We start from the raw sequence: 14,208 nt of genomic DNA, 5'->3' as shown, positions 1-14,208 counted from the left end.
CTTGCCCCCGTGGACCCCAAGCCGCCCAAATTCCCCTGGCCACCACACCCCACCGACCCCACCGACCCCACCCACCTCTCCGCGCCCGCCGAAAAGCTCTCTCCTGGCGCCGTTCACCTCCTCACGCATACTTCCGACGACCTCGATCTCGACGTCATCACAGAAGAACCCGCCGACGAACTCGCCGGCGACTTTGAGCACCCCGCCTCGGCCACTCAACCCCGCGGCATTTCTCGCTTCCTCGAATCCTTTGAACTCCATTTCCTCGGGCGCACCTCCGAACCCTGGCATATCCGCGCCGCGGACTTCCAGGCTGATGAACCCGGGAACTACTGCCCGCGCTGCGGCACAACCTGCCGCCCGTTCGAACTCGACACGCTTTCCGATCCCGCCATGTGCGTGCGCTGCCACGACAAGCGCCCCGCGTGGGATCGCTTCATCCGGCTCGGCGTCTACGAAGGCGTGCTCGCGCGCTCCGTGCGCGAACTGAAGTTCTCCCGCTTCCGCGCGCTCGGCGAGAGCATCGGCCGCGCACTCGGAAAAAGCATCCGCGCCGAAGTGGATGCCCGCGAGATCAATCCCCGCCGCGTCATTCTCATTCCGATGCCGATGTCGCCTTGGCGCCGGCTCTCTCGAGGCATCGATCACGCGCTCGTCATCACCTGCGGCACGCGCCGCGCATCGGGTTTCAATGTCCGCCGCCTTCTTGCGCGCCGACACCGTCCGAGCCAAGTCACGCTCCCTGTCAGCGAGCGCCGGAGCAACGTCTCCGGCGCGTTCTTCTGCAAGCGCGCCGCACTGCTCGTGCCGCCCGATGCAGTCCTCGTCGTCGTTGATGATGTCCGAACGACCGGGGCGACCATGTCCGAAGCCTGCCGCACGCTCCGCGCGGCACTCCGTCTCCGCCCCGAGCACCCAAACTCAATCCAAACGAACCCAAAGACCCAGATCTGGGCTGCGACTGTCGGGGTGGCGCCCTCCCCCGGCGACCGGGAATCGGGCGAGAACCCTCGCGGATGACACTGCGTAAGTGTCGGCGGGGTTAAGTTTTAAATCAATTTCGCGCCGGAGATTCTCCCGCGGGCTTGACCCGGATGGGTGGCGGCTTAAACTCTCCCCCTGCCGAGAAATCGACAGGCCCTCCCGTCGCGAAGGCTGCGGGCGGATATCTCTGACAATTGAACAGTTGGGACCGCGCGAGAATGTGCGGCACGAACAACCGGATCACTCCGGGACGGCTCCGGCTTGAGCTCGTTCGTGTCGAACAATCGCCCGATCGGTGTGACACACACCGGTACGGGTAAGCCCGCCGAAATTCACAGTTCGGCGTTCATTCTCGTAGTGGTTGAAAAGAGAAGGTGAAAACCTATCGATTCACGAGTTTGAAAAGAAACGCCGGATGATCTCCGGCGTGTTCCGGAAGTCTGTCACGCAAGTGGGAGGCGGCCGGGACGAAGACCGCCTCTGGTCGAATCGCAAGATTCGGGCAGAGGTACTGGTTCAAACCCCTTCTTTGAAATTCTCCGGCCGGCGTCGCAAGATGCCGGTTGGGATAAAGAAAATCAAGTGAAGAGTTTGATCCTGGCTCAGATTGAATGCTGGCGGCATGGCTAAAACATGCAAGTCGAACGAACCCGCAAGGGTGAGTGGCGAAAGGGTTAGTAACACGTTCGAATGTACCCCGAGGTGGAGGATAGCGGGAAGAAATTTCCGGTAATACTCCATGATGTCTTAGGACCAAAGTTTTGGCGCCTTGGGAGCAGCGATCGTCCTATCAGGTAGTTGGCGGGGTAATGGCCCACCAAGCCGAAGACGGGTAGCGGGTGTGAGAGCACGGCCCGCAACATCGGAACTGAGACACTGTCCGGACTCCTACGGGAGGCTGCAGTAACGAATCTTCCGCAATGGGCGCAAGCCTGACGGAGCAATGCCGCGTGCGGGATGAAGTATCTCTGGTATGTAAACCGCTGTCAGGGGGCAGAAACAATGATTGCCCCCAGAGGAAGTGGCGACTAACTCTGTGCCAGCAGTCGCGGTAATACAGAGGCCACAAGCATTAGTCGGAATCACTGGGCTTAAAGGGTGCGTAGGTTGCTCGCCAAGTGCACTGTGAAATCCCACGGCTCAACCGTGGAACCGCAGGGCATACTGGCGGGCTTGAGGCAAGTAGGGGCTGACGGAACAGTAGGTGGAGCGGTGAAATGCGTAGATATCTACTGGAACGCCGATGGTGAAGACGGTCAGCTGGGCTTGTCCTGACACTGAGGCACGAAAGCGTGGGGAGCAAACAGGATTAGATACCCTGGTAGTCCACGCCGTAAACGATGCACACTGGACCGGTGCGGTTTTGACGCCGTATCGGTCGTAGTAAAAACGATAAGTGTGCCGCCTGGGGAGTACGGTCGCAAGATTAAAACTCAAAGGAATTGACGGGAGCTCACACAAGCGGTGGAGCATGTTGCTTAATTCGAGGCAACGCGAAGAACCTTACCTGGGTTTGACATGCTTGGATTAACCTCTTGAAAGAGAGGCCACGCCCTTCGGGTGGAACAAGCACAGGTGCTGCATGGCTGTCGTCAGCTCGTGCTGTGAAGTGTCGGGTTAAGTCCCTTAACGAGCGCAACCCCTGTCGCTAGTTGCTCACAGGTTATGCTGAGTACTCTAGCGAGACTGCCGGTGTCAAACCGGAGGAAGGTGGGGATGACGTCAAGTCCTCATGGCCCTTACATCCAGGGTTGCAAACGTGCTACAATGGTGCATACAGAGCGACGCGAGGCCGCGAGGCGGAGCAAATCGCAAAAAATGCACCCCAGTTCGGATTGCAGGCTGCAATTCGCCTGCATGAAGTCGGAATCGCTAGTAATCGGAGATCAGCTACGCTCCGGTGAATATGTTCCTGAGCTTTGTACACACCGCCCGTCACGTCATGGGAGCCAGAAGCGCCCGAAGCCGCCCTAATTCAAAGGTGTCTACGGCGATGCTGGTGACTGGGACGAAGTCGTAACAAGGTAGCCGTAGGAGAACCTGCGGCTGGATCACCTCCTTTCTAAGGGATTTCCTTAGACCAGAGCACGAGTCTTTCTCAGGTCGCCGAAAGGCATATGGCTTGGATCGACTCCGCGAGAGCAATCTCACTCTGGCTGTCAACACATTCTCGACGCGGGACTCAACTCCCGCGCTGGTCGAAAGACCTCGCATCCCAACTGTTCTTTGCATTCCCGAGTCAAACTCGGCGAAACACCCCGCTCTCCGGCGGGGTGTTTTCGTTTTGGGTGGCTGTTGCCGTGGCACCGGCCTTCCGGCCGGTGTTCCCGTCCACCAGTTCACAACTCTCTTCGGCACATCCTGCCCGAAGTTGCCGCCCCGCCTTACGCACACAGCCGACTCATGCAGCCTGCTCTTCCCACCTCTTCGTGCTGACTACTCGTGCAAATTGATCACCGTGTAGCTCAGGCTGTCCTGCCCATCCACGATGAAACTCCCCGTCCCCGCCGCACGCGTCACGACCAGATCGATCGTCGGGCTTCCACCCTGCACCGCCAGCGCCGTCGAGCCCGAGATCGTCTGATGCACGTTCGCGTTGTTGAAGAAAAACCGCATCGGCGTTGAAAGCGTCGTCGCTGCACCCGAAACAATCCGCACCTGAACCTGAAACGCCGTGTTCGCGAAGTTTGTGTAGCACGTCAGCGACCAGTTCACCGCCGCCGTCCCGCTCTGCAGCGCCACCGTCATCGATGAGTTCGCGATCGAAGACACCGACGGCGCGGCAAGCACGCAAAGAGCAAGTGAAACCGGTAGGAAAGCGGGATTGCCGCGGGATAGGTGGTTTGTCGTGCTGGAAATGCAGCAAATGGTGGTAGACTGCGAGTATCTCCGGGAGGTCGCCGATGCGCTTTTTTGTTGCGGTCGCTGCGTTTGCGATTGGGTTGTTTGCGGCGCCGGCTCGTGCGCAATCGCTGACGGCGTTTACGTATCAGGGTGAGCTTGCCAGCGGCGGGGTGAACTACAGCGGGAGCGCGGACATTCAGTTCCGGCTGTATGACGCGAGCGTGGAAGGCACGCAGATCGGGCCGCAGGTTGTGGTCGCCGCATTGAGCGTTGACAAAGGGCGCTTCAGCACCGATCTTGATTTCGGCAACGTGTTTGCTGCCGGATCGTCGCTGTGGCTTGAAATGGATGTGCGGACTCCGTCGGACTCGGGCGGCTTTACGAAGCTCTGGCCCCGTGTGGCGGTGAGGCCGACGCCGCTGGCGCAGGGGATCGCGGGGATCACGATCGCGGTTGCGCCGCTGGCGACGGTTGATCAGAGCCAGGATTCGTCGGGCGGCGGGGGCGGGAACGTGGGCAGCGCGCTGTCCTGGCAATCGTTCACGGCAGGGAAATCGGGCTGGCTCACATCGATCGAACTCTCGCGCGGACCGGGGAGCGCGGCCGACCCTCTGACGGTGATCGTGCACGCCGGACTGGGCACCGCCGGGGCAGTTCTTGGCTCGGGCCAGGTCGATGCGACGCCGGGAACGTTTTCGGTTCCGATTTCGGGAGTCCAAGTCAGTTCCGGAAGCGTGTACACGCTGGAATTCGTGGGGAGTGTCAATCTGAACTTCGCCGCGCCGGCGATCCCCGGTGCCACGGGCAGACGCGGCGCCGCCACGGTCAACTGGTACTTCCGGACTTTTGTGAGGGCTCGGAGCGTCATCAACGCCCTGGCGGCGGGAACGGCGAATCCGCCGCAGGTGTTTGTGAAAGCGCAGGAGCCGCAGACATCTCAGACGATTCCTGCCGGGAAAGGGGCAGGGGATCGGCTCACTCACCTCGCGAATCGCCGATCGCGCCCCTCGCGCAACTCCGAAGCCCCTTCCCGTGGGTGGGGGAGGGAAGGGGTTGGGGGAAGGGAGGATCATTCGCGCGCTCGCAGAATCACTTCGAATGCGCCGCTCGCGCAATTCCAAAGCCCCTTCCCGTGGGTGGGGGAGGGAAGGGTTTGGGGGAAGGGAGTGCATTTATTCGATTGTTTGTCCGTACCTCTGCTGCACTTCTTCTTCTTCTTCTTCTTCTTCTTCTTCTTCTTCTTCTTCTTCTTCTTCACCGCGAAGCGGTGATCGTGAAGAGCGGGGGTGGGGGTGGGGCCGCGCAGCGGCACCCCCGGTCCGAATCACCAAATTCCCTTCGCACGCCGAAGGTGTGCGACACCAACGGGTCAAACTCTTCGTCCGAGCCCGCTTCTACGAGCCCGACGCGCCAGCGAGGGCGCGGTTGCTTCCAATCTCTGATTCAAGCCCAAGTGACGTCAACTCTTGTAAGTCCGCGGCACTTCCCGGCCGGAAATGCTCCTCATCGCTCTCTCCGCCCGCGAACCAGACCAACTTCTGCTTTCCTCCCATCCCGCAAAGCCGATCCGCTCCCGCATCTCTCTCCGCCCGCGAAGCGGGCGAGCGATCGTTGCCACGGGCGACGCGAGCGCAGCGAGCAAGCCCCTGGTCACAGCTCCCCAAGACTTTCTCGCCGCTCGGGGCTCGATGCCCCGAGTGGCGATCACTCCAATTGAGATTTCCAACCCATTCGCGCGGCATCTGCGGAGCCGACCGCCTTCCACATTCCTTTCAGCTCGCGAGCACTCGGGCTGACACTTTCATCCGGAAGTATCGAAGTCCGCTCGGCGAACCTGCTCCTCCATTTCTCCCAGCCCGCGAAGCGGGCCCGCGGCCGTTGCCAGACACGCAGTGTCTGGTTTCAAGCCTCCAAAACTCTTCGCCCATGAAATGGGCGAGCGTAAAGCATCATCCGACGCGCTCGACCCCCGCGAAAATGGTGTGTACGACCACGTCTCCCCGCATTCAACTTCGCGAACCTTCGAAAGCCCATGCATCCCCGACAGATGCGCGCTACTGCTTACCATCGCTATGTGGGCACCGATCGCCAAGAGACGAGTTCGGAAGCAGAAAGCGTACCGCAATGGCTGTGCGGCATTTGCGGGTCTCCCGCCGCCGATCTGAAGTCGCACATTGTCCCCAAGGGCGAATTGCGCAGGATGAAGGGCGACAGCAAAGACTTTTTTTTCTTGAACTCAGACGCGCCCTCGCCCACTCGATGGGTTGAAGACAGGTTTTGGGAAAGGGGCTTGCTTTGCGCTCGCTGCGAGGAAGAATGCGGGACGCTCGACAGGTGGTGGGCGCGATTTTCCGACGAGCGAAGCGATGCGGTTCAAACTGTGCGGACGCGCCGGGCTTGGATTTTGCCGGGTGTCGACGTGGAGAAACTGACAACGTTTCTAATGAGCGTACTCGTACGCGCTCATTGCGCGACAATTCCGGATTTCGACGACTTTGATCTTGGTCAACACTTCGATTCCGCGATCAGCGTCCTCAAGAGCGGCAGTCCTCTCGCCTCTGGATTTCATCTGATCGCCCAAATTCCGTTCTCTTCAGAGATATCTTCCGGGCTCCGTGCTCTTCCTCGGTTTAGCCAGGATTCAGCCAAAGCGTGCCTGTGGTTCGGTGCGTTCAGATTCGTGATAGGTTTTCCGGCCGCCCATTGGAGCGACGAGGAACGAAGATTGGGCAAGCATCGAGGCGGCCTTTTCGTTAGCAGATGTCTTCTCGAAGAAACGCAGGAATATCAGTACTTTGAGTCGGCGCTACGGCAGCGACGAGCCAATTCTCGATCAAAGTCATGAAAGCCTTGGGCGGCTGACAAAATCAACCAAATGCCCGTTGTACCACTAACCTTGCCGCAAGGTCAGTGCGTCTTCCCTGAAGGCTATTCACACCCCGAAAACTCGATACACGGCGTCATTCCACCGATCCGCCTGCCACAGAAAGACTGTCATGCCGACGATGCCGGCCGCAAGCGAAAGCAAGGCCCAGTAAAAAAATGCCCGTCGAAGCCGCATCGCATCTTTCAGCACGTACCAGTTCCAGCACAGCAGCCACAGCCCAAGCAACAACGGAACAAGAACGCGATCAAGGTCCCACTCCCTCATGACGCCCGCGTACGAAGCGATGTCGGGCCTTTGTGTGTCCAGAAACTCTGCGAATGCGGAAGTCAATCCTGCACCCCAATGTCCGAGCGGCCAGGCCACAAATCCCGCCGCAAGTGCGTAGAACGCGCACCGGGCCAACTGTGTCTTGCTGATGTCTTTTCTGTGCCGACGAAGCCCGAGCAAAACCGCCGGCGTCGCCATCGCCATCGCAGCGAACGGATAGAACCACCAAGTGAGAGGTGGCAATGCGAGTCGGACAATGCGGCAAGCGTGATCGAACGCGTATTCGATCGTCAACTCCGGACCGGACATTTCCCAGTAGTGAATCGTCTCCGCGAAGAAGGTGTAGATCGCTCGAAGAATCGACGGAAGCAACCAAAGGGTGAGCGGCAGTGCAAACCAAAGGACAGCGCAAGCCAGCTTCAGCTCATGCCGCGCTTGCACGCGCGTCCAGAATCGCCGAGGCCACAGGATCGCAAACGACGTTCGAACACCCCACCAAGCCCATTGGCGCGTTCCCCGCGCATGCTCGACAAGCCCATCACATCGTGGGTTTGTAAAGACATCGCGCCAGTCGATGAGCAATCCGCACTCGACGCACCGCCCATGCAAAGGGCAGCGATCATGCCAGCGCGCGACTTCTCCCGACTGGTCGTAGTCGCAGCGAGGACACTTGGGAACTTCAGTTGTCAGGCGGAATTTCCTTGCGTCGGTCCGGCAATCCTGCAGATGCACGAACCGCACACACTTCGATGCGCGGCAGAGCGATGTTCACGCAGATCGGCGGGCTCGTGATGCCGACACGCAATCGACCCCGCCGCGGCAAAAGCGTTTTTCCAAATCCCCGCATCCGTCTCAATTCTCTTCCCCCTCCGTGCTCTCCGTGCCCTCTGTGGTAAATCGCCTTAGTCTGTTCTCTATTCATCAAACACACCCCAAAAACCACTCCTTCTAACTCCATTCCCCACAACCATTAACCACCAATTCTGCCCAATGCCAAACAAAAACCGTGCGTTTATTCCACTTTCTGCTAAACTGCCCCCATGATCGGCCTCGACACCCGCAAATCACCAACCGCCACCGTCCATCTCGCCCGTGCCTACGAAAAGCCGGGTGAAAACCCCGCGCTTCGAAGTTCTCGAGTCGCCGATTCCGCCGCGCGAACCCCTCGACCTGCGGCGGGTCCCTCCTCCCGAATCTCCCATCGCCCAGACCGCGCCGCTCACCGACCCCGCCCTCACCGCACCTCTCCTCGTCGATTACCTCGCCGTTTAATCGGCCTCTCGTCTCTTCGCCCGGCACCACCTCTCCACCTCCTTGCCTCTTCCCTTCTTCCCCTGTTCCCCTGTTCCCCTGTTCTCCTGTTTTCCTCCTCCAACCCCCAAAACATCCTGCACCACTCCACAAATCTGTGGTTTTCCGTCACCTCTTTCGGACATGAAAATAACTTCACCATGAGGTACGCTGCTCCTCGCTCATTCGTTCTTCCGCCCGAGCAGCGCTGATTCGGCCGCCGCTTCTCGCCACCCGCCGCGGCGGCCCGGAGAAACAGGTCATGCAACGTTCCATCGTCCGCACGCTTTGTGCAGCCGGCGCCATTCTCTGCGCCGGAACGGTCTTCGCCCAATCCCTGCGACCCGGTATGGGCGCGACGATTTACTCGGGGGGAACCACCTTCCGCGTCTGGGCGCCCAACGCCACCGCCGTTTCCGTCGGCGGCACGTTCAACTCTTTCTCCGCGACCGCGAACCCGCTCGTCAGCGAAGGCAACGGAAACTGGTCCGCCGACGTCTCGGGAGCCGGCGCCGCTCACGAATACAAGTTCTATGTCACCAACGGCGCCAACTCCTACTGGCGCAAAGACCCACGCGGCAGAGAGGTCACCAACAGCGCCGGGAACTCCATCATCCGAAACAACACCTACGCGTGGTCCGATTACGGCGCGACCACGACGATCTTCTCAGACGACTTCGAAACGGGCGCGCTCGGCTCCTCGTGGTCAACCTCCGGCTCCGGTCCGTATCGCATCGCATTCTCCACCACGTACAAAGCCGCGGGCACACGCGGCCTCACCTTCGATAGCTCGACCAGCGGCACGTACGAGACCGGGCAGCTCACCCTCACGCTCAACTGCGCGAACTACGACGAGCTGCTTCTGACCTACAAGATCCGCAACATCGGCGACGAAACGCACACGCAGGACGGACTCTACATCTCCAACAACGGCACGACCTGGACGAAAGCCATGGGCTTCCCCGCCATCGGCTCGTCGTTCTCGACGTACACCGTGCACCTCTCGCAGTGCGCCATGGCCGCGGGATATGTTCCCGGCTCGGCGTTCAAAGTCCGCTGGCAGCAGTACGACGACTTGTCGATCCCGAGCGACGGCATCGCCATCGACGACGTCTCGGTGACGGGCAAGCCGAAGACCAACTTTGTTTCCGCAAATTGGAACGAGATGGTCATCTATGAGATGCACATCGGCACGTTCAACGACACCGCGGGCGGCAATCCGGGCTCGTTCAGCACCGCGATCTCCCGACTGAACCAGCTCCAGTCGCTCGGCATCAACGCTGTCAAGGTCATGCCGCTCAGCGAATTCGCGGGAGATTTCTCCTGGGGCTACAACCCGTCCGACCCCTTCAGCATCGAATCCATTTACGGAGGCGTCGCCGGATACAAATCGTTTGTCGACGCGTGCCACCAGCGCGGCATCGCGGTCATCCAGGATGTCGTCCACAACCACTACGGGCCCAGCGACCTCGGCATGTGGCAGTTCGATGGCTGGCAGCAGAACAACAAGGGCGGCATCTACTTCTATCAGGATTACCGATCAAGCACGCCGTGGGGCGACACCCGCCCCGACTACGGACGCAACGAGGTCCGCGGTTACATCCGCGACAGCGTTCTCCGCTGGCTTCAGGAATACCGCATCGACGGGCTCCGCTGGGATTCCACCGTCAACATCCGCAACACCAACAACGGCGTCGGCACCGACATCCCCGACGGCTGGAGCCTGATGCAGTACTGCAACAACGAGATCGATGTCCAGAACGCCGGCAAGATCTCGATCGCCGAAGACCTCCAGAACAACGACTACATCACCAAAACCACCGGCGCCGGCGGAGCGGGCTTCGACAGCCAGTGGGATGCGCAGTTTGTCCACCCGATTCGTGCCGCGGTGATCGACGGCAACGATGCCAACAGAAACATGTTCGCCGTGCGCGACGCGATTGTCCACCTCTACAACAACAGCCAGACCCAGCGAGTGATCTACACCGAAAGCCACGACGAAGTCGCCAACGGTCACTCGCGCGTGCCCGAAGAAATCTGGCCCGGCAACGCCGGCTCGTGGTACAGCAAAAAGCGCTCCACCCTCGGCGCCGGAATCGTCTTCACTTCCCCCGGCATCCCGATGATCTTCCAGGGACAGGAAGTGCTCGAAGACGGCTACTTCGCCGACAGCGATCCCGTCGATTGGAACAAGCTTACAACCTACGCGGGCATCCAGACCATGTACCGCGACATGATCCGCCTCCGCCGCAACTGGTTCGACACCACGCGCGGCCTCCGCGGCAACAACACCAACGTCTTCCACATCAACAACACCAACAAGGTGATCGCCTATCACCGCTGGATGAACGGCGGCGCGAAAGACGACGTCGTCGTCGTCGCCAATTTCGCCAACACCAGCTACTCGAGCTACAACATCGGCTTCCCGCGAGCCGGCACCTGGAAGGTCCGCTTCAACAGCGACTGGAACGGATACAGCTCCGACTTCGCCAACACCAACAGCTACGACACCACCGCGAACTCCGGCGCGAAAGACGGCCTGAATTACAACGGCAACGTCGGCATCGGCCCGTACACCGTGATCATCTTGTCGCAAGATAACTGATGTCCCCACCCCCAAACCTTCCGGCGTCGTCGAGAGACGTCGCCGGAAATTCGCTCTCTTTGACAACCGAAGAATCCTCTGATTGCGCGTTGCCCAAACAGTGCTCGCCAATTGGATGCGGCGATTGCGGTTCTCTTGAGCACCACATTCCGCACTGCGCTGCACACGGCGCTGCCCACTACTTCGCGTTTGTCTTCGGGATGTACGTGTCGATCAGGTTCATCACCACCGGGCGCGCCACCTGCGCCGCATCGTCGCGCCCGTGCACGTGCCGGAGCACGAGCGTGCCGTCGACCAGGATCGTGTAGTGATCCGCGAAATCATCCGGGTGCGTCGCGCCGGCCTTCACCGCGAGATCGCGGAAGAAATCGCGCACCTTGCGCTTGTGCTCCGCGCCGGCCTTGTGGATCGGATCGCGCTTGTCGGAGAATTCCGAAGCGACGTTGATGAACATGCAGCCATGGAATTCCGGGTCGTTGAACCACACGTCCAGCACATCGAAGAACGCGACCAGCTGCGAGCGCGGGTCATCGCCCCCCAGCTTGCGAGCCGCGCGATCCCACGCCTGCATTTCCCACTCGTCGCGGGCGCGAACGCACGCGAGCACGAGATCGTCCTTCGCCTCGAAGTGCTTGTAGAAAGTGGTCTTCGTCACGCCCGCGTGCTCGATCACGCGATCCAGACCCACCGCCTGAAAACCCTCGCGATAGAACAGCTCGATTCCCGCGGCGATCAATCGATCGCGTCCGGTGGTGGGGGGCGGCGGCTGGCCGAGCAGTTCCGCCACGCTCTTTGTCGAATTCCTGTTGATCATCGTCGTGCTCATCTCAGAGCATAGCAGCGTGAATTTTGCTGAAAAACAGGGGGTTTACCACGAGTCAACCGGTGGGTGCACCCCGAGTGCTCTGTTCGAGAGCGCCTCCGAAGGCATCATTCACTCGTCGGGCCAGTAACCCGGCGATTGAACAAAGGAGGTTTCACCATGAATTCGACCGCAACCCAAACCCGCAATGTTGTGAACGGCATCGATGTTGATGCGCTCAACGGCGTGATCGAGACAGTCCGCAGGTCGCCCGCCGAAGGAAAAACGTCGTGGAGCGTGCGGAGCGCGTGGAAGGGCGGCACCCGCGCGGATCACCAGGTGAACGGATGCGTCATCGGTTCGAAGGATGTGCCGCGCGAGTTCACGATCCGATCCGATGAGCCGCTCGAGATCGGGGGCACGAATCGGTACCCGAATCCGCAGGAGCTTTTGATGGCGTCGCTCAACGCGTGCATGATGGTGGGCTATGCCGCGGTCGCCGCGAGCATGGGCATCACGCTGAGCAAGCTCGAAGTGGAACTCGACGGTGACATTGATCTTCGCGGGTTTCTCGGGATCGATGCCGCGGTTCCGGCCGGATATCGCGGGCTCTCGCAGGTGGTGCGCATCGCGGGTGACGGAACGAAGGAGCAGTTCGCGCGGTTGCACGATGTGATCCGCGCAACGAGCCCGAACTTCTACAACCTGACGCGCGCGATCCCGACCGACTCGAAGCTGATCGTGGAGAGCGCGAAAACGGGCAAGTGATTTGACCCGCTCGAGATATCGGTGGTGTGGAACAGCGCGGCGGCCTTGACGGGCCGCCGTTGCGTTTTCGTGTGCATGGCCGGTTGATGCCAATTCAAAGCGGTGAAGAGAACGAAAGAACCCCCTCCGTCATCGCTACGCGATGACACCTCCCCCGTTTGGCAACGGGGGAGGACCAGCGAGAATGATGCGGGGGAAAGAGGAAGCGGAACAGGAAGCGAAAAGGGAACGGAACAGGAAGCGAAAAAAGAAGCGGACGGGGAAACGCTCTAGCGCCCCGGTGGCGGGGATTGTTCGAAGTACATCACGCTCGCGCCGGGCGCGGTTTGGTCTGCGTTCCACTGGTGGACGATCGGCGGCGGATCGGTGTACTCGTGCCAGATTTTGAGCGGTCCCCAGAAACTTTTCTGCCAGCGCGGGCGGTAGTTCCAGTTGTGCGGCAGAACGAACGGAACGTGACCGGTTTCCTCGAGCGCCATCGCGAAGCCGGCCTGATCGTTCAGCGGCGCGCGGAAGATCTGGTTGCCCTGCCGGTATTCGATCGATGAATCGACGGAGCGCACGAGACGCTTCCAGGCATCGAAGACGGGGCGAGCTGCGCGCGTGAAGAACAAGACGCCGGTGTTGTACTCGATGATGTCGCCCGAGATCCCTTTGTACCTGCGCGCGATGGGGCACTCGCAGATCGCGCACGCCAAGCCGTGCCGCGCGGCTTTGGCGAAACCGAAATCGAGCTTGTCGAGCACGACGGTGTCGGTGTCGAGATAAAGGGTTTCCTCGAACGGAGAATGGTCGAGCATGTCGGCTTTGTCGAGGAAGTTGCTGGTATCGGGCAGGGTCTGGACGTGGACCGGGAGTTCGGGGTGAAGCTTCTTCAGCGACGCGAGCGACCGCTCGATCACCTTGTCCGCCTTGGTGCCCCACTTGAGATAGAGAACGCCGCGCTTTTCGCCCATCCGACTTTGCTCCCAAACAGAAGAAATCCGCGTTTCCGCCGCAACCAGTGTAAACCGCGACCCGTTTCATGAGTCGAGGTTCACGGGCACTCTTGTTTCGCCCTTCCTTGTTGCCCGCTGTGGTAGATTGATCGTGCTACGCCCGTTCGCCGGAAGGACCAGCCATGCCCGAAGAAACGAGACCACCCGGTTTTTCCCGCAGGTCGTTCATCAAGACGGTCGGTGTTTCCGCGACGGTGTCCACGCTTTCGGGGATCGCCGAGGCGCATGCCGCGGCGAGAGAGAAGGAGCAAGCCGATGCTCTTGAGGGTCCGGGCCCGATCGCCGTCGCGTTCACGGTGAACGGGAAGTCCGCGGAAGTGCGCGTCGAACCTTCGGTCACGCTCGCTGAGGTTTTGCGGTTGAACCTCGGGCTGACGGGCACGAAGATCATCTGCGATCGCGGCTCATGCGGCGGGTGCTCGGTGATTGTGAACGGCAAGCTGGTGAATGCGTGTATGACGCTCGCGTTTGATGTGCAGGGCGCGACGATCACGACGGTGGAAGGGATCTCGCAGGGCGGGAAGCTCGACGCGGTGCAGGAATCGTTCCTGCGGCATGATGCGCTGCAGTGCGGATACTGCACGCCGGGGTTCATCGTCGCGACGCGCGTGCTCCTGAACGATGTGCCGAAGCCGACACTCGACCAGATCAAGAAGGCGCTGGGCGGCAACATCTGCCGGTGCGGGACATACACGAACATTTTCAACGCGGCGCTCGAAGCCTCCGGGCAGGCTCCGATCATGGATCAGAAAGGAGTCTGAGC

General features: G+C 60.5%; 11 protein-coding genes and 1 rRNA gene. 8 read left to right on the top strand and 4 right to left on the bottom strand.

Annotated elements, in window-relative coordinates; all coding sequences use genetic code 11:
• The first annotated feature begins 9 nt into the window (after positions 1–9).
• Together KF691_13390 and KF691_13385 are read left to right on the top strand one after the other, a co-directional pair.
• Positions 10–1,020 (top strand): ComF family protein, encoded by a 1,011-nt coding sequence (locus KF691_13390; protein MBX3390437.1) that lies wholly within the window; start codon positions 10–12, stop codon positions 1,018–1,020.
• A 543-nt stretch (positions 1,021–1,563) separates the two neighbouring features.
• A 16S ribosomal RNA gene (locus KF691_13385) occupies positions 1,564–3,046 on the top strand.
• Between the two features lie 374 nt (positions 3,047–3,420).
• Here the strand turns inward: KF691_13385 and KF691_13380 are convergent.
• Complete coding sequence (locus KF691_13380; protein ID MBX3390436.1) at positions 3,421–3,774, bottom strand: hypothetical protein; 354 nt, start codon at positions 3,772–3,774, stop codon at positions 3,421–3,423.
• A 113-nt stretch (positions 3,775–3,887) separates the two neighbouring features.
• On the opposite strand from KF691_13380, the gene KF691_13375 reads away from it, so the two are divergent.
• Entirely contained in the window at positions 3,888–5,099 is a 1,212-nt protein-coding gene (locus tag KF691_13375; GenBank protein MBX3390435.1) for a hypothetical protein, read from the top strand.
• A gap of 761 nt (positions 5,100–5,860) precedes the next feature.
• On the top strand, positions 5,861–6,673 hold the full coding sequence (locus KF691_13370) for a hypothetical protein (protein ID MBX3390434.1): 813 nt from the start codon (positions 5,861–5,863) through the stop codon (positions 6,671–6,673).
• A gap of 87 nt (positions 6,674–6,760) precedes the next feature.
• On the opposite strand, the gene KF691_13365 is transcribed toward KF691_13370, so the two are convergent.
• The gene (locus KF691_13365; protein MBX3390433.1) at positions 6,761–7,423 is read right to left on the bottom strand and encodes a hypothetical protein; all 663 of its coding nucleotides are present in this window, start codon (positions 7,421–7,423) and stop codon (positions 6,761–6,763) included.
• Between the two features lie 669 nt (positions 7,424–8,092).
• Here KF691_13365 and KF691_13360 point away from each other — a divergent pair.
• Both KF691_13360 and KF691_13355 read left to right on the top strand, forming a co-directional pair.
• On the top strand, positions 8,093–8,254 hold the full coding sequence (locus KF691_13360; protein ID MBX3390432.1) for a hypothetical protein: 162 nt from the start codon (positions 8,093–8,095) through the stop codon (positions 8,252–8,254).
• Between the two features lie 280 nt (positions 8,255–8,534).
• The gene (locus KF691_13355) at positions 8,535–10,877 is read left to right on the top strand and encodes an alpha amylase C-terminal domain-containing protein (GenBank protein MBX3390431.1); all 2,343 of its coding nucleotides are present in this window, start codon (positions 8,535–8,537) and stop codon (positions 10,875–10,877) included.
• Between the two features lie 178 nt (positions 10,878–11,055).
• Here the strand turns inward: KF691_13355 and KF691_13350 are convergent, their stop codons facing one another.
• Positions 11,056–11,703: a TetR/AcrR family transcriptional regulator gene (locus KF691_13350; protein ID MBX3390430.1), complete on the bottom strand. Its 648-nt coding sequence runs from the start codon at positions 11,701–11,703 to the stop codon at positions 11,056–11,058.
• Positions 11,704–11,859: 156 nt separating this feature from the next.
• On the opposite strand from KF691_13350, the gene KF691_13345 reads away from it, so the two are divergent.
• Complete coding sequence (locus KF691_13345; GenBank protein ID MBX3390429.1) at positions 11,860–12,447, top strand: OsmC family protein; 588 nt, start codon at positions 11,860–11,862, stop codon at positions 12,445–12,447.
• Between the two features lie 269 nt (positions 12,448–12,716).
• On the opposite strand, the gene KF691_13340 is transcribed toward KF691_13345, so the two are convergent.
• Positions 12,717–13,403, bottom strand: coding sequence for a hypothetical protein (locus KF691_13340; protein ID MBX3390428.1), 687 nt, complete (start codon positions 13,401–13,403; stop codon positions 12,717–12,719).
• A gap of 164 nt (positions 13,404–13,567) precedes the next feature.
• Between KF691_13340 and KF691_13335 the strand changes: the two genes are divergently transcribed.
• Complete coding sequence (locus KF691_13335) at positions 13,568–14,206, top strand: (2Fe-2S)-binding protein (GenBank protein MBX3390427.1); 639 nt, start codon at positions 13,568–13,570, stop codon at positions 14,204–14,206.
• The last annotated feature ends 2 nt before the right edge of the window (positions 14,207–14,208 follow it).

Source organism: Phycisphaeraceae bacterium (genome assembly GCA_019636555.1).
Taxonomy (GTDB): domain Bacteria; phylum Planctomycetota; class Phycisphaerae; order Phycisphaerales; family UBA1924; genus JAFEBO01.
The sequence above is the reverse complement of the archived record's forward strand: the minus strand, read 5'-3'. Positions and strand labels throughout refer to the sequence as shown.

Bases quoted from the DNA above. Each gene is read 5' to 3' on its own strand.
- KF691_13340 (MBX3390428.1), bottom strand. From the start codon at position 13,403: ATGGGCGAAAAGCGCGGCGTTCTCTATCTCAAGTGGGGCACCAAGGCG.
- KF691_13370 (MBX3390434.1), top strand. From the start codon at position 5,861: ATGCATCCCCGACAGATGCGCGCTACTGCTTACCATCGCTATGTGGGC.
- KF691_13375 (MBX3390435.1), top strand. From the start codon at position 3,888: ATGCGCTTTTTTGTTGCGGTCGCTGCGTTTGCGATTGGGTTGTTTGCG.
- KF691_13345 (MBX3390429.1), top strand. From the start codon at position 11,860: ATGAATTCGACCGCAACCCAAACCCGCAATGTTGTGAACGGCATCGAT.
- KF691_13350 (MBX3390430.1), bottom strand. From the start codon at position 11,703: ATGAGCACGACGATGATCAACAGGAATTCGACAAAGAGCGTGGCGGAA.
- KF691_13335 (MBX3390427.1), top strand. From the start codon at position 13,568: ATGCCCGAAGAAACGAGACCACCCGGTTTTTCCCGCAGGTCGTTCATC.
- KF691_13355 (MBX3390431.1), top strand. From the start codon at position 8,535: ATGCAACGTTCCATCGTCCGCACGCTTTGTGCAGCCGGCGCCATTCTC.